The sequence below is a fragment of the Blautia acetigignens genome (assembly GCF_025566865.1).
Taxonomy (GTDB): Bacteria; Bacillota; Clostridia; order Lachnospirales; family Lachnospiraceae; genus Blautia_A; species Blautia_A acetigignens.
Genome location: NZ_JAOQJM010000012.1, coordinates 23967 through 46253 on the forward strand (window position 1 = coordinate 23967; position 22287 = coordinate 46253).

The window sequence follows — 22287 nt, forward strand, 5'->3', positions numbered from 1 at the left end:
ATAGAAATACAGCAAAAACTGCTGTAATGGGGGAGGAAAAAAGAAATGTACCATGTAGTGATCATTGACGATGAACCGATTATTGTAGAGGGAATTTCCAAACTGGTTCCCTGGGAAAAATATGACTGCTGCGTAACAGCCTGTGCCTACGGTGGAAAAGAAGGACTTGTTACCATCCGGGAGAAGAGGCCGGATATTATTTTTACGGATATTTCCATGCCCGGACTGGACGGGCTGAAAATGATCGCAGCTTTGAAATCCGAATTTCCGGATATGCAGATCAGCATTCTTACCGGATTTCGGGATTTTGATTATTGCCAGGAGTCCATCCGCCTTGGAGTGTGCAGATTTTTGCTTAAGCCTTCCAAGCTGGAGGAAATCGAGGAGGCTCTTGCTGTGATGGCAGAGAACCTGAAGAAAAAGGGCGTGGCTTCCCATGAGGAGAGTCAGGAAGAGAACAGCGCAGGAAGCTTTATTGTGAAAAATGCCCTTGCTTATATGGAAGAGCATTACAATGAGAAGCTGACGCTGGCTCTGGTTGCGGAAAAAAACTATGTAAGCCAGTGGCATTTGAGTAAGCTTCTGAATAAACATGAGAACCGGAATTTCTCCGAGATCTTGAATCAGATCCGGGTGGAGCATGCCAAAGAGCTTCTGAAGGAAATGCAGCTTCGCATTGTTGATATTTCAGAAATGGTAGGCTTCACAGATGTGGCTCATTTTTCCAGGGTGTTCAAGAAAATGGAGGGAATTTCTGCCAATGAATATCGAAATACAAGGCTTTGAAGCTTTTTTATAAATGTACAGAAAACATCGAAAAGTCTAAAAATTGTATGAAATCATTCCGCCTTCGGTTGACAAGTCTGCCATACTCTGTAATAATAATGGAGAACAAAAAGTGGAGAACTGGCATGGCGGATCCTGAACTTTCGCTGCACTGGTTCCGTTTTGTGGGAGGAATATATTATGAAAAAACGTTACTTAATTCTTGCAGCGATTATGATAACTGCAATAACAGCAGTCGGATGCGGTAAGAAGAAAACCGAAGAACCCAAGCAGGAAGCACAGGCAACTGTAACCCCTGCTGAGAATACAGATACAGCAGGCAATGATGAAGGCACACTGGTTGATATGCAGAAGTCAGATGACAGCGATATTAAGAATGTGATCGGTGATAAGACTACTACAGCATCCAAGCTGATTATTGTTAATGAAACAGGCTCTGATATTGCAGGTATTTATGTGCGTCCAACTACAGATGACGATGATGACTGGGGAGATGAGCTGATCAAGGGATTATTTACCCTGAAAGACGATGACAAGGCACTTTATTACTACGATAAGAACGTGAAGGACGCTTCAGGAAAGACAGTGACAAGCTTTGATATCCGCATTGTGTATGCAGACGACAGCCTGACAGACTGCTATTTCCGCAAGCTTCCTCTTACGACCATCACACAGATCACTTTGAAGATGGATGGAAGCGGAGATGACGCGATCCCGTATGCGACTTATCTCACTGCATCCAGCAAGAAGGAGACTTCTACTCTGAATGAGGTGAAGAAGCGCCTGGGACTGGATGACAGCAGCAGTGATGAGGAGGACGATGAGACTCCGGACCCGACAGCGACACCGGTTCCGAACAGCACGGCAGCTCCAACTGCCACACCGACTCCGAACAATCCGGCAGCTGATCCGACTGCTACACCGGTTCCGGATAATCCAGGCAGTAATGACGGTCCTACCGCAGACCAGGCGAAGTCCTATATCGGCCAGCCTCTTTCCAGTCTGATTGCAGCTCTCGGTGAGGCCAATGGAAGCGACTATGAGAATGAGCCAGAGACAGGTGAGACCGGCTATCATTATTACGATACTTTCACAGTTTCTACTACAGTAGATGAAAGCGGCAACGAAGTTGTTGCAGGTGTTTGGTAATTCATTATTAAAATATAAGGCAGGACAAAAGAATGGAAATGAAAAGAGTATTATTAAAATTAAGCGGAGAGGCTCTTGCAGGCCCGAAGAAAACAGGATTTGACGAGGCAACAGTTCTGGCTGTAGCCAAGCAGATCAAGGCAATTTCTGACGAAGGCGTACAGATTGGAATCGTGATCGGCGGTGGAAACTTCTGGAGAGGACGTACCAGCGAGACCATCGACCGCAGCAAGGCAGACCAGATCGGAATGCTTGCAACCATTATGAACTGCATCTATGTATCTGACCTTTGCAGATATACCGGAATGCAGACTGAGATCTACACTCCATTTGCATGCGGCGCATTTACCAAGCTGTATTCCAAGGACAGCGTGGAGGAGAGCTTTGCACAGGGCAAGCTGGTATTCTTTGCCGGCGGTACCGGACATCCGTATTTCTCCACAGATACCGCTACTGTTCTTCGTGCAGTTGAGATCGAAGCAGAGGCCATCCTTCTTGCCAAGGCTGTTGACGGTATCTATGACAGCGACCCGAAGGTGAACCCAAATGCAGTGAAATATGACGAGATCTCCATCCAGGAGGTTGTTGACAAGAAGCTTGCAGCCATGGACCTGACCGCATCTATTATGTGCCTGGAGCAGAAGATGCCGATGCTGGTATTTGCCCTTGATGAGGAAAACAGCATTATCAATACCGTTCACGGCAAATTTACAGGAACTAAGGTGACTGTATAATCGGAGGATTGCGGGAGCTGCTTTGCAGCGGAGCAATTCGTGGATATCAAGTTAGGATTACAAAAATATTTTAGAGGGAGATTAAATACATGGATGAAAGAATTCAGAAGTATGAAGAGAAAATGAAAAAAACACTGGCAAGCCTTGAGGCAGAGCTGGCTACGATCCGTGCAGGACGCGCCAACCCGCACATTCTGGACAAGCTGACCGTAGACTATTACGGAAGTCCAACACCTCTTCAGCAGGTAGCCAATATTACCGTTCCGGAAGCACGTATGATCCAGATCCAGCCATGGGAATCCAGCCTGATCAAGGGAATCGAGAAAGCAATCCTTACCTCTGACCTGGGACTGAACCCGAACAACGATGGTAAAGTGATCCGCCTTATTTTCCCGGAGCTTACAGAGGAGCGCCGTAAAGATCTTGTAAAGGATATCAAGAAAAAAGGCGAAGCTGCCAAGGTTGCAGTCCGCAACATCCGCCGTGATGCCAACGATGCATACAAGAAACTGAAAAAAGAAGAGGATGTATCCGAGGACGAGATCAAAGAACTGGAAGACAAGATCCAGAAGCTTACAGACAAATACATCAAGGATGTAGATGCAGCAGTTGAACTCAAGGGAAAAGAGATTATGACTGTATAAAAGGATATGTCTGCTGTCTGCCCCTTTTGCAGGGAAACAGCGTAAAGAGAGCTCTGGAAAAGAGCTCTCTTCTGCCTTATAAAGAAAAACGAAAGAACAGGGAGAGAACTATGAACGTACCCAATCATATTGCCATCATCCTGGATGGAAACGGACGCTGGGCGAAGGCAAAGGGAATGCCCCGCGGCTATGGACATATAAAAGGCTGCGCCAATCTGGAGCAGGTCTGCTATGATATTAAGGATCTGGGCGTGAAATACCTGACGGTCTACGCTTTTTCCACAGAGAACTGGAAGCGTTCCAGGGAGGAAGTAGACGGTCTGATGAAGCTGTTCCGCAGCTATCTGAAGAAGTGTATTAAGATTTCCAGAGACAATAAGATGAAGATCAAGATCATCGGTGATATTTCTGCTTTTGCACCGGATATCCAGGAGAGCATCCACAAGCTGGAGGAGTTTTCCAAGGATTACGATGAGCTGTATTTCCAGATTGCCATGAATTACGGAAGCCGTGATGAGATCACAAGAGGCATGAAAAAAATGGCCCAGGATGTAGCCGACGGAAAGCTTTCACCGGATGAGGTGACAGAGAGCAGGATTGAAAGCTATCTGGACACAGCAGGCGTGCCGGACCCGGATCTTCTGATCCGCACCAGCGGGGAGCAGCGGCTTTCCAATTTCCTGATGTGGCAGCTGGCCTACACGGAATTTTATTTTACCGATGTGGCATGGCCAGATTTCCACAAACCAGAATTAATACAGGCTATCGAGAAATATAATCAAAGAGACAGAAGATACGGCGGAGTGAAGGAGGAATAACATGTTTAAGACACGACTGTTAAGCGGAATCGTGCTGGTGGCAGTGGCGCTTCTCACCATTATCAGCGGCGGCTACGTGCTGTTCTTCACACTGCTTGGCATTTCCCTGATCGGAATGCAGGAGCTGTATAAGGCCATGAAGGTTCGCACAGATCAGTTTAACGCACTGGAAATTGCAGGATACTTAGGTGCTGTGATCTATTATGTGCTGATGGCAGCAGATTTTGAGAAATATGGAATGATGGGCGTTATTATTGCGTTCATGATCTTTATGTTTGTGTATGTATTTAATTATCCCCGTTTTCATGCCGAGCAGGTAATGCCTGCATTTTTCGGCGTGGTATATGTGGCAGTGATGCTTTCCTTTATTTATCTTACCAGAAACCTGCCGGATGGCAAATTCCTGGTATGGCTGATCTTCCTTTGTTCATGGGGATGTGATACCTGTGCATACTGCGTGGGAATGCTGATCGGCAAGCACAAGATGGCACCTGTTTTAAGCCCGAAGAAATCTGTGGAAGGCGGAATCGGCGGCGTGGCAGGAGCAGCTCTTCTGGGCGTGATCTACGCAGCTGCTACAGGCGGCCCTATGGCAGAGTATGCCCTGATCTGTGCAGTGGGCGCTTTGATTTCTATGGTAGGAGACCTTGCAGCTTCTGCAATTAAGAGAAACCAGGGAATCAAGGACTATGGCAAACTGATTCCGGGACATGGCGGAATTCTGGACCGTTTTGACAGTGTGATCTTTACCGCACCTGCCATTTACTTCCTGGCGAAGCTGGTGCTGGGAATCTGATCCTGGAAACATGGATGCCTTGAGGCGAGGTTTTCCGGAAGTGGTTCATATTGAATTTGAGAGGATATTTACATGAAAAAAATTGCAATTTTAGGCTCTACAGGGTCCATTGGTACCCAGACACTGGATGTGGTAAGAGCCAATGGTGATATTGAAGTGCTGGGAATCAGCGCCGGAAGAAATGTAAAAATGCTGGAAGAGCAGGCAAGGGAGTTTCATCCTAAGCTGATCGCAGTGTGGGATGAAAATGCGGCAAAGGACCTGGCCGTCCGCCTTCAGGATATAGATGTGAAGATCGTATCCGGAATGGATGGGCTTCTGGAGCTTGCCCGTATGCCTGAGACGGACATTTTGGTAACAGCTGTTGTGGGAATGATCGGAATCCGTCCTACTATGGAAGGAATTAAGGCAGGCAAGGACATTGCCCTTGCCAATAAAGAGACTCTTGTAACAGCTGGTCATTTGATCATTCCAATGGCAAAAGAATACGGCGTTCAGATCCTTCCTGTGGACAGTGAGCACAGTGCCATTTTCCAGGCCCTTCACGGGGAAAAAAGAGAGCAGGTGGAGAAGCTTCTGATCACTGCATCCGGCGGTCCTTTCCGCGGAAGAAAAAGAGATGAGTTAAAGAATGTAACTCTTGCGGATACCCTGAAGCACCCCAACTGGGTGATGGGACAGAAGATCACCGTAGATTCTGCTACCCTGGTGAACAAAGGCCTTGAGGTAATGGAAGCCAAGTGGCTGTTTGATGTAGACCTGGATCACATTCAGGTAGTTGTCCAGCCAAAGAGCATTATCCACTCCATGGTGGAGTTTAAAGACGGCGCGGTGATGGCCCAGCTTGGAACTCCGGATATGCGTCTTCCCATCCAGTATGCCCTTTACTATCCGGAGCGCAGATACTTAGAGGGAGAGCGTCTTGATTTCCACAAATTAAAAGAGATCACCTTCGAGGATCCGGATATGGAAACCTTCCTGGGACTTCCTATGGCAATGGACGCTGCCAGGGCAGGAGGCAGCATGCCGACTGTATTTAATGCGGCAAATGAGCTGGCAGTTAAGAAATTTCTGCAGGAAAAGATCGGCTTTCTGGATATTTATGAGATTATCGGACAGTCTATGGACAGACATCAGGTAATCGCAAATCCTGACCTGGACGAAATACTGGCTGTTGAGGCGGAGACTTATAAATGGATCGAAAGCAGGTGGTAGATTGAAAATTATTCTGGCAATTTTGATTTTCAGTGGGATCATTCTTTTTCATGAGCTGGGACATTTCCTTCTGGCAAAGAAAAATAAAATCGTAGTAACAGAGTTTTCTCTTGGAATGGGACCAAGACTTCTCAGTACGGTGAAGAACGGAACCAGGTACTCTCTGAAGCTGTTTCCCATCGGCGGTTCCTGTGCCATGATGGGAGAGGATATGGAGGACGAAGCGCCGGGAACCTTTAACGGAGCGCCTGTATGGGGCAGAATCGCCACAGTTGCGGCAGGACCTGTGTTCAACTTTATCCTGGCATTTGTGATAACAGTGATCATTGTTTCTCTGGTGGGATATGATCCAGCTGAGGTTACCCAGGTGGAAAGCGGTTCTACAGTGGCAGAGGCTGGTCTTCAGGAGGGGGATATCATCAAGGAATATCAGGGGTATCACATAGACCTGGCAAGGGACCTGTATCTTTATATGTACCTGAACAGCGTCCAGGAGGATGAGACCATCCACATGACCGTTGAACGGGATGGGAAAGATGTGGAGCTGTCTTTCAAGCCGGATGTGCAGGTTCGGTATCTTCTTGGCTTTAACCGGAAGAATACGGATTCCCTTGAGGTAGAATCCCTGATCCCGGGAATGGGTCTGTCAGAAACCGGTGTGGAGCCTGGGGATGTGATTACTTCCATCAATGGCACCCGCCTGGAGAATGCAGAGGATTATACCAATTATCTTGCAGATCATCCTCTTACCGGCGAGACTGTGACCATCACCTATGAAAGAGACGGTCTGGAATACACTGCAGATGTAACGCCTAAAGAGTACCGCACTGCGGTTCTGAAATTTTCCTACAACCTTGCCTATACCAAGGCAGAGGGCTTCGGCGTGCTGAAATACGGTGCTCTGGAAGTAAAATATCTGATCCGCTCCACCTTGCTTAGCCTGAAGGAGCTTCTTACAGGAGGTCTTGGGGTGAAGGATCTCAGCGGGCCGGTTGGCGTTGTGGATGCCATCGGAAGCACCTATGAGGAGAGCAAGAGTGAGGGAATGCTGGCAATTTGGGTGAATATGCTGTACATGGCAGCCCTGCTGTCCGCAAACCTTGGGGTTATGAACCTTCTTCCCCTGCCAGCACTGGACGGCGGCCGTCTGGTATTCCTCATCATTGAGGCAGTGCGCAGAAAGCCTGTCAACCGCCAGGTGGAAGGCACCATCCATTTTGCCGGGCTGATGGTACTGATGGTTTTGATGGTTGTGGTCATGTACAATGACATTCTGAAAATATTCTGAAAATAAAGATGCATTTACCACCAGGAGCTGATGCAAACCTTTACGTTTGCACAGCTCCTGGTTTTTTTGTTTTTTGATGGGAGCTTGACAGAATATGAATAACCCTTTATAATAAAATAGTTTTATAATCAAACTAAATGCCAAACTAAATACTATGGAGGGTTTTATTGTGGATAGAGAGTATAAAAGCAGTCTGAAATGTCTTAGAATCGGAGATAAAATTGCAGAGCTTCCCATTATTCAGGGAGGAATGGGAGTCGGAGTCAGCAGAAGCTCTCTGGCTGGGGCTGTAGCGGCCGAAGGAGGCGTAGGGGTTATTTCTACAGCACAGATTGGATACGATGAGGAAGGCTTTGGAAAAGATCCGGCAGCCTGTAATCTTCGCGCAATCCGCAGGCATATTTTAAAAGCCCGTGAGATTGCAAAGGGACGGGGACTGATTGGTGTTAATGTTATGGCAGCATTGAAGCATTACAAAGAACATATACATGAGGCTGTGGCAGCCGGTGCAGATCTTATTATCAGCGGCGCAGGACTTCCTGTAAACCTGCCGGAACTGGTGCCGGAAACCTGCAGAACAAAGATTGCACCAATTGTCTCATCTAAACGTGCAGCACAGCTGATACTGAAAATGTGGGCACACCGTTATAACCGCACGGCAGATCTGATCGTCATTGAAGGACCGGAGGCTGGGGGACATCTGGGCTTTTCCAGGGAGCAGCTGGACCATAGGGCAGATCTGGATTTTGATCAGGAAATCCGAGATATTATTTCCTGTAAAAAAGAGTATGAGGAAAAGTTTTCCAGGGAAATTCCTGTGGTTGTAGCAGGTGGGATTTTTGACCGAAGTGACATTGATCATGTGCTGTCGCTTGGAGCAGATGGTGTGCAGATTGCAAGCCGGTTTGTGGCGACCGAAGAGTGCGACGCAGATGAGCGGTACAAGCAGGCATACATTGATGCAAGGGAAGAAGATATCCAGATTGTACAAAGTCCTGTAGGAATGCCGGGAAGAGCTGTGAGAAATCACTTTGTGGAGACTGTGGAAGCCGGCCGTATTCCTGTGAAAAAATGTTATCACTGCCTGGAAAAGTGTAATCCCGGGCAGGTTCCCTATTGTATTACAAATGCCCTGATTCAGGCTGTGAATGGGGATGTGGAGAATGGTCTGATTTTCTGCGGCTCTAATACAGGCCGGATTCGGGAAATCACTACAGTATCTGCGCTGATGCGGGAGCTGGCAGAAGGCTGAAGTATTCAGAACTAGATGGATGCCATACTAGGGAAACCTTGTTTGGAAAAAAATAACAGGAATCTCTTGAATTGACAGAATACCTGTGGCAAAATATAGAAAAATTCAGGAGGTGCTGTTAATTATGAATTTTATGCATGATATTTTGCCTTATGGCAAATTCGGACGTTCAAGGGCCATTAATGCGGAGAACCCTACAGGGGAAAAAGGCAAGGGAGGAACAGCAGCCAGTAACCTTGGCACAGGAAGGAAGGGAAGTCCCTGCCTTTTGAATCTGCTGCCGGGGAGTACTACAGTTCTTGGTGATATTAAGGGCTGCGGAGTGATCAACCATATCTGGATTACAGTAGATGCCAAAACCTCAGAAGGAGACTGCTTTGTGCTCCGTGATCTGGTTTTGCGGATGACCTGGGATGATGAGGAGCACCCGTCTGTGGAAGTGCCTCTGGGAGACTTCTTCTGTTGTGGTTTTGGCAAAGAGTGCACTGTAAATTCATACCCCATTGCTGTAGTCCCTGCAAGAGGAATGAACAGCTATTTTTCCATGCCATTTACCAAAAGGGCGAAAATTGAACTGATAAATGAACACAAAAATCCTATCCCGGCATTTTTCTATCAGATTGATTACTGTCTGTACGACAGTCTTCCGGATCCTGTTCTGTATTTCCATGCAAAATGGAACCGGGAGTCTGTAACTGAAAAAAAGAAAGATTATACCATTCTGGATGGTGTCCATGGAAGAGGAATTTATGTGGGAACTTACCTTGCTCTGCAGACCTTGGAGAGATATTGGTGGGGCGAAGGCGAAGTGAAATTTTATCTGGACGGAGATGTGGAATTTCCAACAATCTGCGGAACCGGAACAGAGGATTATGTAGGTGGTTCCTGGAGCTTTGCCAAGCAGGAGGACGGCAGAACAGTGGAGCAGACTTATTCTACACCATTTTTAGGTTATCCTTATTATTCAAAACAGGACGAACTGACTTACCACCCCTATTACAACGATGACTGTCCTCCTATGCGAGGCATGTATCGCTTCCATATTCCGGATCCGGTTTATTTTGAGGAAGATATCCGCGTGACCATCCAGCAGATTGGTATGTGCCATAACGGCCTGTTTGAGAGACAGGATGATGTTTCCAGTGTGGCATACTGGTATCAGGAAAAAGGTGGACAAAATGACTACTCCCCGCTTCTGCCCAGGGAAGAGAGATGGCCAAGATAAAAAACTGTATTACAGGCTGCCGCTTCGCAAAAGAGAAATCTTGGCGTAAGCGGCAGTGCTGCGTTGTGCGAAGGCTTTTTACTGAAGCTCGGCGATTCGGGTGACACCTACGTAGACTTCCTGAACTTTGTACCAGGTGGGATAGTCTACGATTCCGGTTTCCGGCAGTCCGAAAATGTTCTGGAATTTTCGCACGCAAGCCTGAGTCTGAGAGCCATATATGCCATCCGGATTTACCTTTGGAAGTGCGGGGTATGCCTGACTGATGGCATTTAACTGCTCCTGGAGCTGTACAACCTTACTTCCTGATGCACCTATATCCAAGTCGTAACCCGGCCAGGAAGAAGGGATGCCGGAAATCTCCTCCGCAACATTGATATACATGTCACTTCCATAAAAATAGCGCAGAATCTCAATAGGGGAATATCCCTGATCTCCAAGGCGCTTACTTCCCCACTGGGTCATCCATCCCCGGTCACGGCATTGCACTCGTTCTCCGTCACAGTATTGTGTAAGAATGGGCTGACGTACATTTGGCCTGGAAAGATAGTTTTCAAACAGTTCATCTACTATGCGGTCAATGGTATTAAAAATATTTCTTCCACGGATCCATTTGTGGTCATAAGCAGTGGAGGAGGTGATGGTATAGTCTTTTCCCTTGTTGCGGTACCACTCTGTGTATACCCGGTTTAGGGTAAAGGACATAATTGCCAGAACATTGGCTCGGATCGTATCGTCGGGCCAGGTGGCGTAGATTTCACTGCTGGCAACATTTTTGATGTAATCCCGGTAGCGCACATAATAGTTGGAGGCGGAATTATCGCCTACGGGTCCGTCGTGAACAACAATATATTCAGGGATAACTACTTTGCTCAGCACGATTTCTCCGGTTTCATTTACTGGCTTGATTTCAGATTCCTGTATTTTGGGCGGATACTCGTAAAAAAGTGTGTGTGGAGGAATGACGACACGGCTGTCGGCGACAGAGCTTTGCCGCGGGTTTAAAAGTACAGGCTGTTTGGCGAGGATAGCCGGAAGGACTTCTGTGCCTGCAATTTCCTCCGAATGGAAATCCTCAGCTTCAATCTGCATGGAATATTCTGCGTAGGGCTGGGCTTCCTCAGTAGCATTTAAGCTGTATTCCAAAGGCGGCGTTTTCAGCTGGAGGACAGGGGTATTGCCGGAAGAATCGGTGCGGACCTCTTCAATCACACTATTGGGATCGCCAGTGTAGGAAATGCGAACCAGTGCATTTTCTACAGGACGGTTGTCGGCTTCAGAGCGCACGGTTATCTGCAAGGTTCCCTGATCTACATTTTCCTGCTGTGCATGTAAGGTTTTTCTGAAATACATGGACGACCTCATAAAATGCTCTTCTGGGTATTATATGCCGGATGTGTGGGAAAGATGAGCTGAGAAAATTCAGGGCTGTTTGTTGGTACGAAGTTCGGTTATAATAGAAACAGAAAATATACGAAAGAAGGGAAAAAATGAAAAATTTAAGAAAACGTGTGGGAAGATTTCTGCTGATGTTTGCAATGCTCTTTGCAGGAATTCTGCTTCCGCAAAATACGAAAGCGGTTTGGGCAGCAGATGGCAGCATGACGGTACATTTTCTGGATGTAGGGCAGGGGTTGTCTGTTCTGGTGGAATCGGAAGGGCAGACTTTGCTGTATGATGGCGGTCCCAGAAGCGCATCCAGCTTTGTGGTATCCTATTTGCAGGAACGGCAGATTTCGGAGATTGATTATCTGATTTCTTCCCATTATGATGAGGACCACGTCAGCGGATTGATTGGATGTTTGAATGCCTTTGATGTGGCAAATGTGATTGGAGCAGACTATGTCCACGATTCCTCGCTGTATGATTCCTTTATGGATGGAGTCGCAGCGCAGGGGCTTACGGTACAGCATCCGGCTGTGGGAACAGAATATGAATTCGGTTCCGGGAAATTTACGATTTTGTCTCCGCAAAATATCAGCAAAGAGAGCAATGCCAATTCTGTGGCAATCAGGCTGACAAATGGGGAAAACAGTTTTATTTTTACCGGGGATGCGGATTACAACAGCGAGGCTGACATGGTATCTTCCGGAATTGACCTTAGCTGTGATGTGTTAAGTGTGGGACATCACGGATCTGCAACATCCACCAGCTGGGATTTTTTGCAGGCGACAGTTCCGGAGTATGCAGTGATCAGCTGCGGCGCAGGAAATATGTACGGACACCCTCATGAAGAGACGATGGAAAAACTGTCCGACATGGGTATCCAGGTGTATCGTACAGATGAACAGGGGACGATTGTAGTTTCTTCTGACGGGAATTCTCTTTCCTGGAATATGGATCCCTGTAATGATTATACTTCCGGGGATGGAAAAAGTCCTGCGGGAGAAAGCGAGACGCAGGGATTTGCCGGGGAACAGTATGATGATCAGGGAGAATCGAATGATACGGATTCCATAGAAGCTGATTCAGCTCAGAACAGCCAGGAAGAGATGGTATGGATCTCTGCTACAGGAAGCAAATACCACAGCATTCCGGACTGTGGTAATATGAACCCGGATAAGGCCTATCAGGAGCCTCTTTCCCAGGCAGAGGCCCAAGGGTATGAAGCCTGTAAGAAGTGTTTCTGAAAAAGCTTTTTATGAAAATTGAACAGACCTTATACCAGAGCCTGTTTCAAACACGCTCTGGAGCCTTTTTTTAATCGGCTCTAAGGCCAGGGATATGTATGCAGAACTGGTCAGGATGCTATTACAGTTTTTTCAAGGTTGTCAACCCGCATTTCCAGGTTGGCAACCTTTTCGCGTGTTTCAGCGTTTTCCTGACGGTGACGTATTTCATCAACGCGGGAATCGAAGAGGACGCTGATCTTGCGGTTGGTTTCGTTTTCCAGCGTTAAGTGGATCTTGTGTACAGAGTCGTCAAGGGTATCCATCCTGGATTCCAGCTTATCTACTTTGGATTCCAGTTTATCTACTTTGGATTCCAGCTTATCTACTTTGGATTCCAGTTTATCCATCCTGGATTCCAGTCTATCCATTCTGGATTCCAGCTTAGCTACATCAGAGCGCAGCTCAACCATTTGGGACTTCAGTATAGTTACGTCGGACTTCAGCTCATTCACATCAAAACGCAGTTCATTCATTCCTACCTGCAAGGTGATAACATTCTGGTTAATGTTAAGAAGAACATCTTTTAATTCGGGATCGATCATGGGAAATACACCTCCTTTTAGAAAAATACATTTCAGATACGAAATATTGTTTAGATATACTATATCACAGCCAAAGTATAAAGTCTATTCAATTTTCATAAAAGTCTGGAACATAAAACGAAAACAGAATTCATTTTCAGATTGGAATAAAGATTTTTCAGATGTTCAGACAAGTATATTCCATAGCTGGCGAAAAAGCAACTGCTTTTTGTAAAAATCTTATCCTTAATTTTTTCCATGATATTTCGGATTATCCCTTTTTTATTTGTTGAAATTCTGGTATACTGAAGTGTATGTTTAGTGACAGAAACGAAAAGAAAAATGGTTTCTGACATGTATTGTTTAAAAGAACGTAAGAAATGTAGAATAAATTGGTGGTGTAGAATTAGTGAGTGAACAGAAACGAGTAATTTTCACAAAGGAGGAATTGGCTGCTAAGGTGAAGGTTCCGGCTATTGTGGAACAGGATCTGAAGCGCATTATCAGTGACCGTCTGGAGCAGTGCGGCTTATATTACAGGGTTTTTTCCAGGATTAAGACCGCATCCTCCATGGCTCATAAATTTGCCCTGAAGGATTATGGCGCAGAGAATAAGAAGCTTCAGGATCTGGTGGGTGTCCGGATCAATCTGTACTTTGATGATGATGTGGAGATTTGCCAGAATATTGTGGAGAATACCTTTGATGTGATCGGATGGTCCACTTCCGAGCGCAGTGAGGAGGAGTTTAAGCCCACCAAGCTAAACGGTGTGTGCAGGCTTCCTGAATATTTAAGATCTGAGATTTCCCCGGAGACATGGGATATGTATATTGATGATACCTTTGAAATCCAGATCAAGACCATGTTTTTCGAAGGCTGGCATGAGATTGAGCATGACATGCGGTACAAGGGAGAAGAGCTGTGGAAGAACTACAAGGGATTTTCCCGGTATTTTAACAGCATTCTGGCGACGTTGGAGCTTTGTGATAAATCCATGGTAACCCTGTTTGAGGATCTTGGACATTCCCTTTACAAATCCGGAAGATGGAGCGATATGATCAAGAGCCATTTTCGTTTGAAGCTTGGAGAGGGACAGCTCTATCCTGAGGTGGCACAGCTTCTGGATGAGGACTGTAATCTGCAGGTGGAGAATCTGGCCAAGCGTATTTACAAGACCAGCAAGCAGACTCTGGTGGATCAGCTGCTTCACCGCAGCCGCAAGGTGCCGATCAATGTAAATACCATTATTGCGCTGTTAAACGACAGCCAGTTTCATGACAGCCGCTTAAGTGCTATTTTTAAGGAACGTGACGTATACAATGATGGCCGTGAGGAAAGCCTTGGAGAGTCCTGGCATTACGAAATGAAGCCGCTGATTCGGCACAATGTATTCCAGATGTGCACAAAGGTAGACGGAAGCCGTCTGAAGGAGGGAACTTCTGCTTCTGCTTCCGAGATTTTCCAGCAGGCAGCAGACGGCATTTACAGCTGGATCGTGGGCAAATATGGCGTTTTGTTTAAAGGAATGCCCCAGAAGACCAGCACCTATCATGCGGATATTCTGGCCTATCATGTAGCTGTGAATTATGATCCTGCCAATCGCCGTCTGAATATGCACGTAAGGCATATGGATATGGAGGTGGGCGGCCGCATCTGGTATTCAGAGGCAGGACTTGAGGTTTCCAGGCAGGAAGAAGTCATCTTGAAGGTTTGCAACGGATATGCGCAGCCGGAGCGGGAGCATACCATTCAGGATCCGGGGGTTACATTTTTCAGCTATCCAGGATATTACAAGACAATTGTTGACAATATCGGAATTGTCAATGGAACCGAGTGCTCCAACAGACGCCGCATTATAAGAGAGGAAATGTTTGGAAACCTTCTTACGGCACTGAAAGATCCGGAACGGTTATTCCCTATAGTGGTGATCGTATCCAGAGAGACCCAGGACGGAATGATGGACGAGGACTGGCTTGGACAGTTCCGCGTGTCTGATTTTACAAGAACGGTATGGCGCTATTCCCATGTGTTTACGGCGCATGAATCTGTGGGCAAGAAGTTCTTAAGGCTGGCAGGCATTGATCTTCGCCAGATTGATGACATTCCGCGGCTGTATATTTTCTGGCCAGGCGGGGATGTGGATGACTATGGTCCTGAGGATGTGACCAACTGCAGCTTTGGCCGTCACTTGGAAGCAAGAGGGGATGCGCGTACTTATGACATTGTCCGCGGCGGACAGGCTTTTTATCATAAGATCGTTACGGATTTAAGAGAGTGGAATATTTCCGCGGATATGTGGGAAGGCTTTAAGCTGGAGACGGTGACGGAACTGCCGAAGTAAGGAAAATTTTTCTAAGATAAAAAGAATACCATCCGTAATTTGCACCTGGTTAAAACAGGAAACAAATTATGGGTGGTATTTTATTATGAAAGTTCCAGAAGGTGTCCAAGAATAAGCCATGCCTGCATGATCGAAAGCCTGTGAGTAAGCATGGCAACCCGGATTACGAATGCGGTCGACAGCTGCGAGGGCATCCATAGGCGTGCAATAGTTATGCTTTATAAATTATGATGTCGTCTACGGCAGGCAACATGTCCGTTTTGTATGAAATTAAAAAAGACCTGCAAAACAGGCATGTTGCAGGCCATTAACATTTCTTGAATAAAATAAAAAATGCGGAAGATGGGACTTGAACCCACACGAGCGCAATGCTCACAAGATCCTTAGTCTTGCTCGTCTGCCAGTTCCGACACTTCCGCATATCGCATTTCGTAGAGATCAGAAATCTCTGCGCGATCAAATATTTAATTGTACATGCGGAAGATGGGACTTGAACCCACACAAGCGCAATGCTTACAAGATCCTTAGTCTTGCTCGTCTGCCAGTTCCGACACTTCCGCATATCGCACTTCATAGAGATCAATCTCTGTGCGATTAAATATTTATCATACTACCTTAAGTAGTACATGCGGAAGATGGGACTTGAACCCACACGAGCGCAATGCTCACAAGATCCTTAGTCTTGCTCGTCTGCCAGTTCCGACACTTCCGCATATCGCGTTTCTCATGGAGAATTGTTTCTTTCTCGCTGCGACGGATATTAGTATAACAAAGGGGTATGGGATTGTCAACACATTTTTTGAAAAAAAATTAAAAATTTTATTTTCTTTTTGAAAAAAAGAGGAATTTGAAATTTTGTGTAGAATATAATTAATAGGAGGAAGATTATCAATACACCTGTCAGTCTTTGGAGGATAGTGAATCTATGAATATCAGAGAGAGCATGGAAGAAAGAGAACTGGAGCTGCTCTGCCCTTATGCGGCGTACAGCGGCAAGTCCAGGGGAAGAGACCGCGAGGAGGAAGAGTGCGATGTGCGCACTGTGTATCAGCGGGACCGTGACAGGATTCTGCACAGCAAGGCTTTTCGCAGAATGAAGGATAAGACACAGGTGTTTCTGGCACCGGAGGGAGATCATTACAGGAACCGGCTTACCCACACATTAGAGGTTTCCCAGATCGCTCGTACCATAGCCAAGGCGCTGCGTCTGAATGAAGACTTGGTGGAAGCCATAGCCTTAGGCCACGATCTTGGACATACTCCATTCGGACACTCAGGAGAGACTGCACTGAACCAGGTACATCCCGGCGGCTTTGCCCACTATCAGCAGAGCATCCGTGTGGTGGAGGTACTGGAGAAGAACGGAGAGGGGCTGAACCTTACCTGGGAGACTAAGGACGGAATCCTGAACCATCGTACCAGCGGCAGTCCGTCTACACTGGAAGGACAGGTGGTACGCTTTTCCGATAAGATCGCATATGTCCACCATGACATGGACGATGCCCAGAGAGCCGGAATTATCACGGAGACGGATATTTCATCAGGCCTCAGGGAGTTTCTGGGACAGACCACAAGAGAGAGGCTGAACACCTTTGTCCATGATGTGATCGAGAACAGCATGGATAAGCCGTCCATACAGATGTCTCCAGCTGTGGAGCAGGCACTGATGGATTTGCGCCAGGAGATGTTCCAGAAGGTATATCTGAATCCCATAGCGAAAAAGGAAGAGTCCAAGGCTATCAAAATGCTGACGGAACTTTACCAGTATTACATAGACCATCCGGAGGCCATGTCCAGGGAGTACCTTGCCCTGATCGAGAAAAGGGGCGTGCCCAAAAGCAGGGCGGTATGTGACTGGCTGTCAGGCATGACGGATCAGTACTCTATGAAGAAATTCAAGGAGATCTTTATCCCGAGAGCCTGGGAGGTATATTAGAAGTTACTGTTCACTGGTAATGTTCCGCGAGGTGTTTTACTATGAAAGTCCCAGACGGCAGCCAAGAATGAGCCATGCTTGCATGAGCGAATTCTTGGATATCGGATGGGCTAGACCGTATGAGTAAGTAGGGCGATAGCCCGGATTACGAATGCGGTCGGCAGCTGTGGGAGCGCCCATAGGCGCGGAACAGCTGACTTTCATATATGGTGATGTCGCCGGCAGGCGACATGTCCGTTTGGTGAACAAAGTTCACAGAAAACCCGAGAAGTGCGGCGCGAAATCATGCAAAGCATGATTTCTGTGCATCGCGAAGCGTGTTATTGGGCACGAAGTGAACAGTAACTATTAGAAACAGAAATGGAGGATAAGCATGCGTTATTCTGACGATATCATTGAAGAAGTACGTATGAAAAATGATATTGTAGATGTGATATCCCAGTATGTGAGACTGACCAGAAAGGGAAGCTCCTATTTTGGTCTGTGTCCTTTTCATAATGAGAAGACGCCGTCCTTCTCCGTAACCCCGTCCAAGCAGATGTATTACTGCTTCGGCTGCGGAGCAGGAGGAAATGTATATAATTTTGTAATGCAGTACGAGAATTATTCCTTTGGAGAAGCCCTTTCCCATCTGGCAGAGCGTGCCGGCGTGGAGCTTCCCAAGATCGAATATTCCCAGGCTGCCAGGGCGAAGGCCGAGAAGCGGGCCACCCTGCTTGAGATCAACAAGAAGGCAGCCCAGTATTTTTACTACCAGCTGCGCCGTGAAAACGGCAAAACCGCTCACGACTATCTGACAGGCAGAGGCCTGAGCGAGGAAATGATTAAGAAATTTGGTCTTGGCTATTCGGACAAATACAGTGATGACCTGTACAAATATCTGAAAGCCCAGAATTACACTGACGATCTGCTGCGGGAATCCGGACTGTTTAATGTGGATGAGCGGCAGGGGATGTACGACAAGTTTTGGAACCGTGTTATTTTCCCCATTATGGATGTAAATAACCGTGTGATCGGATTTGGAGGACGTGTGATGGGTGACGGCAAGCCCAAGTATCTGAACTCCCCGGAGACCCAGATCTTTGATAAGAGCCGTAATCTTTACGGACTGAATATTGCAAGGACCACCAGAAAGAATTACCTGATCCTGTGCGAGGGCTATATGGACGTAATCTCTATGCACCAGGCAGGTTTTACCAATGCGGTAGCCTCCCTTGGAACAGCTCTTACGTCCGGCCATGCAAGCCTGGTGAAGCGTTACACCCAGGAAGTGCTGCTGTTATACGACAGTGATGAAGCTGGAGTAAAGGCTGCGCTGCGAGCCATTCCCATTCTTCGGGAAGCCGGGGTGAATTCCAGAGTGGTGAACCTGCGGCCCCATAAGGACCCCGATGAATTTATTAAGACCGAAGGGGCAGAAGCCTTTGAAAAAAGGCTGGAGGCAGCCATGGACAGCTTTATGTTCCGGGTAAGCATTGCGGCAGGAGAGTTTCCCATGGAGGAGCCTCAGGGACAGAACCGGTTCTTTGACCGGTGCGCCCAGTATCTTCTGGAGCTTTCCGATGAGCTGGAGCGGAACCTTTACATTGAAGCAATCGTGAAGGAATACCGCAGATACGGAATCAGTGTGGAGAACCTGCGCAAGCGTGTGAATTCCCTTGCCATGAAGGGAACTCCCGCAGAGAAGCGGATCCAGCCCAAATCAGGAGACCCGGCAGTCCGGAAGAAGGAAAGTGCAGGGGAAAAATCCCAGAAGCTGATGCTTACTTGGCTTGTCACCTATCCGGGAATTTTTGAGACAGTAGAGAAATATCTGACGCCTTCGGATTTCGTGGTTCCTCTTTATAAAGAAGTGGCAGAGATGCTCTGGAATCAGCGAAAGGAAGGGGATGTGAATCCAGCCAGACTTTTGAATGCATTTACAGACAGCGACGAACAAAAAGAAGTGGCGTCCCTGTTTAATGCCACTATCCATCTTGAGACCAGGGAAGAGCAGGAGAGAGCTTTCTCAGACGCTCTTCTTCGAATCAAGCAGGAGAGCCTGGCTAAGAAAAATGAAAACTGGGATCCGACAGACATGGCAGCCCTGCAGGAGCTTGTGCAGGCCAAGAAAAATCTGGAGGATCTTGGAAGAAAAAGGCAGCAATTGCATATTTCTTTTGAATAAGGATAAAATATTAACACTATATGGAGGTTAGAGTACCTATGGAAATGAATATGGGCAAATTCAGTGAGAAACTGGTGGAGCTTCTGGAACTTGCAAAAAAGAAGAAAAATGTACTGGAATATCAGGAGATCAGTGACTTCTTCAAGGACCAGCCCCTGGATGCGGAACAGATGGACAAGATTTTTGACTTTCTGGAAGCAAGCGGCGTGGATGTGCTTCGAATCACAGACAATGGCGCAGACGATCTGATGCTGGATGATGATATGGATATTGATGGCCTGGACGATGAGGAAGAGGTAGAACTGGACAAGATCGACCTTTCCGTTCCGGAAGGCGTAAGCATTGAAGACCCGGTTCGTATGTATCTGAAAGAGATCGGTAAGGTTCCCCTTCTTTCCGCTGAGGAGGAGATTGAGCTTGCCAAGAGAATGGAGCAGGGAGATGAGAATGCCAAGAAACGTCTGGCAGAGGCCAACCTTCGTCTTGTTGTCAGCATTGCAAAGCGTTATGTAGGACGCGGAATGCTGTTCCTGGATCTGATCCAGGAAGGTAACCTTGGCCTGATCAAGGCAGTTGAGAAATTTGATTACCGCAAGGGATACAAGTTCAGTACCTATGCAACATGGTGGATCCGTCAGGCCATCACAAGAGCCATCGCAGACCAGGCACGTACCATCCGTATTCCGGTGCATATGGTTGAGACCATCAACAAGCTGATCCGCGTTTCCAGACAGCTGCTCCAGGAGCTTGGACGTGAACCTACCCCGGAGGAAATTGCAGAGGAGATGGACATGCCGGTTGACCGTGTGCGTGAGATCCTGAAGATTTCCCAGGAGCCGGTTTCCCTTGAGACCCCTATCGGTGAGGAAGAGGACAGCCATCTTGGCGATTTCATCCAGGATGACAATGTTCCAGTTCCGGCTGACGCAGCTGCCTTCACACTTCTGAAGGAACAGCTTGTGGAAGTTCTTGGAACTCTTACCGAGAGAGAGCAGAAGGTGCTTCGTCTTCGTTTCGGACTGGACGACGGACGTGCCAGAACCCTTGAGGAAGTTGGTAAGGAATTCAACGTTACCAGAGAGCGTATCCGCCAGATCGAGGCAAAGGCCCTTCGTAAGCTCCGTCACCCAAGCCGCAGCCGCAAGCTGAAGGATTATCTGGATTAAGGAGAGGGACATGCAGTTATCCTTACGGTTGTCTGCAATCGCAGATATGGTAACAACAGGGAACAGGCTGGTAGATGTGGGATGCGACCACGGATATCTGCCAGTGTACCTGATACAGCAGAAAAAAATTCCATCGGCCATTGCAATGGATGTACGAAAAGGCCCTCTTTCCAGGGCGAAGGAGCATATCCGGCAGTATGGTCTGGAGGAGTACATACAGGCCCGGCTGTCAGATGGGCTTGAGAATCTGAAGGCCGGGGAGGGGGACACTCTTGTAATCGCAGGAATGGGAGGTCCTCTTATGGAAAGAATTCTCACGGACGGCCAGTCTGTGAGAGATTCTTTTTCTGAGATGATTTTGCAGCCCCAGTCGGATATTCCCCATTTTCGCAGATTTATCCAGTCACAGGGGTTTCAGATCGTGGAAGAAAAAATGGTGGAGGAAGAGGGTAAATTTTATCCTATGATGCGTGTGGTGAGGACATGTCCGGAAGGTGATGGGAATGAGAATCTGGTTTCGGAAGCGGCGCCCTACACCTTGGAGGAAGCTTTTGGGAAATTTCTTTTGAAGGAGCATAATCCAGTTCTTTACCGCTATCTTTTAAGAGAGGAACGAATCCGTGCAGATATTTTAAAGCAGCTTCAGGCTGCGCCTCAGGCGGAGGCAGTGACGGCACGCATCCGGGAAGTAAAGGAGGAAGCGCAGCTGATTAAGGCAGCGCTGGCAGAATATGAAAGTAAATGAACTGACAGGCTGGCTGGATGAACATTTTCCGGCAGCTGCGGCAGAGGACTGGGACAATGTGGGACTTCTTACAGGGGATGATGAAAGGGAAGTGCACCATGTTTTTCTGGCCCTCGACCTGACAGATGAAACGCTTGAGGAAGCCATAGAGGCAGGGGCAGACATGATCGTCACCCACCATCCTATGATTTTTTCAGGCATTAAGAAAATCAACAACCACAGCTTTACAGGACGCAGGATCCTAAAGCTGGTGCGTGAGGGAATCTCCTATTATGCCATGCATACCAACTATGACATTCTTGGAATGGCTGATTTAAGTGCCGGATATCTGGAATTATCAGAGACAAAGGTGCTCTCTGCCACCGGTGAGATGGATGGGGAGACCATTGGATTTGGCCGCGTTGGCAAAATTCCTGCGAAGATGACGCTGAAGGAATATGCGCTTCTGGTGAAAAAGAATCTGAAACTGGCAGATGTGAAGGTATACGGCAATCTGGATCAGATGGTGGAGACTGCAGCAGTTTGTACCGGATCCGGGAAAAGCATGATTTCCGATGTGCTGGCTGCCGGGGCTGATGTGTATGTGACCGGGGATATTGACCACCATACCGGAATTGATACCGTTGCCCAGGGGCTTTGCATCATTGATGCGGGGCATTACGGCACAGAATACATTTTCATGGAAGACATGAAGGAACGGCTTGAGAAGGCCTTTCCGGAACTGAAATTCACCTGCGCGAAGGTGAAGAGTCCTTATACAATATTGTAACGAGATTGCGGGAGCCGCATAGCGGCGGAGCAATCCGGGGTATCAATGAGTGGCATGTCATAC

At 47.3% G+C, this 22287-nt stretch carries 19 protein-coding genes and 3 tRNA genes; 17 read left to right on the forward strand and 5 right to left on the reverse strand.

All coding sequences use genetic code 11. The features are described from left to right. Positions 1-45: 45 nt before the first annotated feature. The 10 genes from OCV70_RS13475 to OCV70_RS13520 all read left to right on the forward strand — a co-directional run bounded on the left by OCV70_RS13475 (position 46) and on the right by OCV70_RS13520 (position 9907). Entirely contained in the window at positions 46-786 is a 741-nt protein-coding gene (locus OCV70_RS13475) for a response regulator transcription factor (RefSeq protein WP_262579774.1), read from the forward strand. A gap of 180 nt (positions 787-966) precedes the next feature. Further along, positions 967-1935, forward strand: coding sequence for a hypothetical protein (locus tag OCV70_RS13480; RefSeq protein ID WP_202031113.1), 969 nt, complete (start codon positions 967-969; stop codon positions 1933-1935). Positions 1936-1973: 38 nt separating this feature from the next. Beyond that, positions 1974-2669 (forward strand): UMP kinase, encoded by a 696-nt coding sequence (gene pyrH, locus OCV70_RS13485; protein WP_117853560.1) that lies wholly within the window; start codon positions 1974-1976, stop codon positions 2667-2669. Positions 2670-2758: 89 nt separating this feature from the next. Next, positions 2759-3313, forward strand: a complete 555-nt coding sequence (frr, locus tag OCV70_RS13490; protein ID WP_021926581.1) for a ribosome recycling factor — start codon at positions 2759-2761, stop codon at positions 3311-3313. Positions 3314-3384: 71 nt separating this feature from the next. Further along, a complete protein-coding gene (locus OCV70_RS13495) occupies positions 3385-4131 on the forward strand; it encodes an isoprenyl transferase (protein WP_262579786.1) in 747 nt (248 codons plus the stop codon). Position 4132: 1 nt separating this feature from the next. After that, positions 4133-4927 (forward strand): phosphatidate cytidylyltransferase, encoded by a 795-nt coding sequence (locus tag OCV70_RS13500; RefSeq protein WP_021926579.1) that lies wholly within the window; start codon positions 4133-4135, stop codon positions 4925-4927. A 72-nt stretch (positions 4928-4999) separates the two neighbouring features. Next, positions 5000-6142 (forward strand): 1-deoxy-D-xylulose-5-phosphate reductoisomerase, encoded by a 1143-nt coding sequence (gene dxr / locus OCV70_RS13505; RefSeq protein ID WP_262579775.1) that lies wholly within the window; start codon positions 5000-5002, stop codon positions 6140-6142. A gap of 1 nt (position 6143) precedes the next feature. Next, a complete protein-coding gene (gene rseP, locus OCV70_RS13510; protein ID WP_262579776.1) occupies positions 6144-7430 on the forward strand; it encodes an RIP metalloprotease RseP in 1287 nt (428 codons plus the stop codon). Between the two features lie 169 nt (positions 7431-7599). Then, positions 7600-8682, forward strand: coding sequence for an NAD(P)H-dependent flavin oxidoreductase (locus OCV70_RS13515; RefSeq protein ID WP_262579777.1), 1083 nt, complete (start codon positions 7600-7602; stop codon positions 8680-8682). Between the two features lie 133 nt (positions 8683-8815). Further along, on the forward strand, positions 8816-9907 hold the full coding sequence (locus OCV70_RS13520) for a glycoside hydrolase family 172 protein (RefSeq protein WP_416795315.1): 1092 nt from the start codon (positions 8816-8818) through the stop codon (positions 9905-9907). Positions 9908-9985: 78 nt separating this feature from the next. Here the strand turns inward: OCV70_RS13520 and OCV70_RS13525 are convergent, their stop codons facing one another. Continuing rightward, positions 9986-11260, reverse strand: a complete 1275-nt coding sequence (locus OCV70_RS13525; protein WP_021926574.1) for a peptidoglycan-binding domain-containing protein — start codon at positions 11258-11260, stop codon at positions 9986-9988. A gap of 137 nt (positions 11261-11397) precedes the next feature. On the opposite strand from OCV70_RS13525, the gene OCV70_RS13530 reads away from it, so the two are divergent. Continuing rightward, on the forward strand, positions 11398-12537 hold the full coding sequence (locus tag OCV70_RS13530) for a ComEC/Rec2 family competence protein (protein WP_021926573.1): 1140 nt from the start codon (positions 11398-11400) through the stop codon (positions 12535-12537). A 110-nt stretch (positions 12538-12647) separates the two neighbouring features. Here OCV70_RS13530 and OCV70_RS13535 read toward each other — a convergent pair whose 3' ends face one another. Further along, positions 12648-13121, reverse strand: coding sequence for a hypothetical protein (locus OCV70_RS13535; RefSeq protein ID WP_173768052.1), 474 nt, complete (start codon positions 13119-13121; stop codon positions 12648-12650). Between the two features lie 388 nt (positions 13122-13509). Here OCV70_RS13535 and OCV70_RS13540 point away from each other — a divergent pair, with 388 nt between their 5' ends. Beyond that, the gene (locus tag OCV70_RS13540) at positions 13510-15441 is read left to right on the forward strand and encodes a nucleotidyltransferase family protein (RefSeq protein ID WP_021926571.1); all 1932 of its coding nucleotides are present in this window, start codon (positions 13510-13512) and stop codon (positions 15439-15441) included. Positions 15442-15775: 334 nt separating this feature from the next. On the opposite strand, the gene OCV70_RS13545 is transcribed toward OCV70_RS13540, so the two are convergent. From OCV70_RS13545 to OCV70_RS13555, 3 genes are all read right to left on the reverse strand, one after another. After that, positions 15776-15860 (reverse strand) — tRNA-Leu (locus OCV70_RS13545). Positions 15861-15916: 56 nt separating this feature from the next. Continuing rightward, a tRNA-Leu gene (locus OCV70_RS13550) sits at positions 15917-16001 on the reverse strand. A 67-nt stretch (positions 16002-16068) separates the two neighbouring features. Next, positions 16069-16153: transfer RNA gene (locus OCV70_RS13555), tRNA-Leu, on the reverse strand. Positions 16154-16366: 213 nt separating this feature from the next. Here OCV70_RS13555 and OCV70_RS13560 point away from each other — a divergent pair. From OCV70_RS13560 to OCV70_RS13580, 5 genes are all read left to right on the forward strand, one after another. Further along, positions 16367-17377, forward strand: a complete 1011-nt coding sequence (locus OCV70_RS13560) for a deoxyguanosinetriphosphate triphosphohydrolase (RefSeq protein ID WP_021926570.1) — start codon at positions 16367-16369, stop codon at positions 17375-17377. Positions 17378-17750: 373 nt separating this feature from the next. Next, positions 17751-19544 (forward strand): DNA primase, encoded by a 1794-nt coding sequence (gene dnaG / locus OCV70_RS13565; RefSeq protein ID WP_021924995.1) that lies wholly within the window; start codon positions 17751-17753, stop codon positions 19542-19544. 38 nt (positions 19545-19582) lie between these two features. Beyond that, complete coding sequence (gene rpoD / locus OCV70_RS13570) at positions 19583-20710, forward strand: RNA polymerase sigma factor RpoD (RefSeq protein WP_117853489.1); 1128 nt, start codon at positions 19583-19585, stop codon at positions 20708-20710. A 10-nt stretch (positions 20711-20720) separates the two neighbouring features. Further along, on the forward strand, positions 20721-21455 hold the full coding sequence (locus OCV70_RS13575; RefSeq protein ID WP_173765749.1) for a tRNA (adenine(22)-N(1))-methyltransferase: 735 nt from the start codon (positions 20721-20723) through the stop codon (positions 21453-21455). After that, positions 21442-22224 carry a Nif3-like dinuclear metal center hexameric protein gene (locus OCV70_RS13580; protein WP_021924992.1) on the forward strand — a complete coding sequence of 261 codons (783 nt, stop codon included), beginning with the start codon at positions 21442-21444 and terminating at the stop codon, positions 22222-22224. Before OCV70_RS13575 ends, OCV70_RS13580 begins: the two co-directional genes overlap by 14 nt. The last annotated feature ends 63 nt before the right edge of the window (positions 22225-22287 follow it).

Bases quoted from the DNA above. Each gene is read 5' to 3' on its own strand.
- OCV70_RS13560 (WP_021926570.1), top strand. From the start codon at position 16,367: ATGAATATCAGAGAGAGCATGGAAGAAAGAGAACTGGAGCTGCTCTGC.
- dnaG (WP_021924995.1), top strand. From the start codon at position 17,751: ATGCGTTATTCTGACGATATCATTGAAGAAGTACGTATGAAAAATGAT.
- OCV70_RS13480 (WP_202031113.1), top strand. From the start codon at position 967: ATGAAAAAACGTTACTTAATTCTTGCAGCGATTATGATAACTGCAATA.
- OCV70_RS13500 (WP_021926579.1), top strand. From the start codon at position 4,133: ATGTTTAAGACACGACTGTTAAGCGGAATCGTGCTGGTGGCAGTGGCG.
- OCV70_RS13535 (WP_173768052.1), bottom strand. From the start codon at position 13,121: ATGATCGATCCCGAATTAAAAGATGTTCTTCTTAACATTAACCAGAAT.
- OCV70_RS13580 (WP_021924992.1), top strand. From the start codon at position 21,442: ATGAAAGTAAATGAACTGACAGGCTGGCTGGATGAACATTTTCCGGCA.
- frr (WP_021926581.1), top strand. From the start codon at position 2,759: ATGGATGAAAGAATTCAGAAGTATGAAGAGAAAATGAAAAAAACACTG.
- pyrH (WP_117853560.1), top strand. From the start codon at position 1,974: ATGAAAAGAGTATTATTAAAATTAAGCGGAGAGGCTCTTGCAGGCCCG.
- OCV70_RS13525 (WP_021926574.1), bottom strand. From the start codon at position 11,260: ATGTATTTCAGAAAAACCTTACATGCACAGCAGGAAAATGTAGATCAG.
- rpoD (WP_117853489.1), top strand. From the start codon at position 19,583: ATGGAAATGAATATGGGCAAATTCAGTGAGAAACTGGTGGAGCTTCTG.
- OCV70_RS13520 (WP_416795315.1), top strand. From the start codon at position 8,816: ATGCATGATATTTTGCCTTATGGCAAATTCGGACGTTCAAGGGCCATT.
- OCV70_RS13575 (WP_173765749.1), top strand. From the start codon at position 20,721: ATGCAGTTATCCTTACGGTTGTCTGCAATCGCAGATATGGTAACAACA.
- OCV70_RS13530 (WP_021926573.1), top strand. From the start codon at position 11,398: ATGAAAAATTTAAGAAAACGTGTGGGAAGATTTCTGCTGATGTTTGCA.
- OCV70_RS13475 (WP_262579774.1), top strand. From the start codon at position 46: ATGTACCATGTAGTGATCATTGACGATGAACCGATTATTGTAGAGGGA.
- dxr (WP_262579775.1), top strand. From the start codon at position 5,000: ATGAAAAAAATTGCAATTTTAGGCTCTACAGGGTCCATTGGTACCCAG.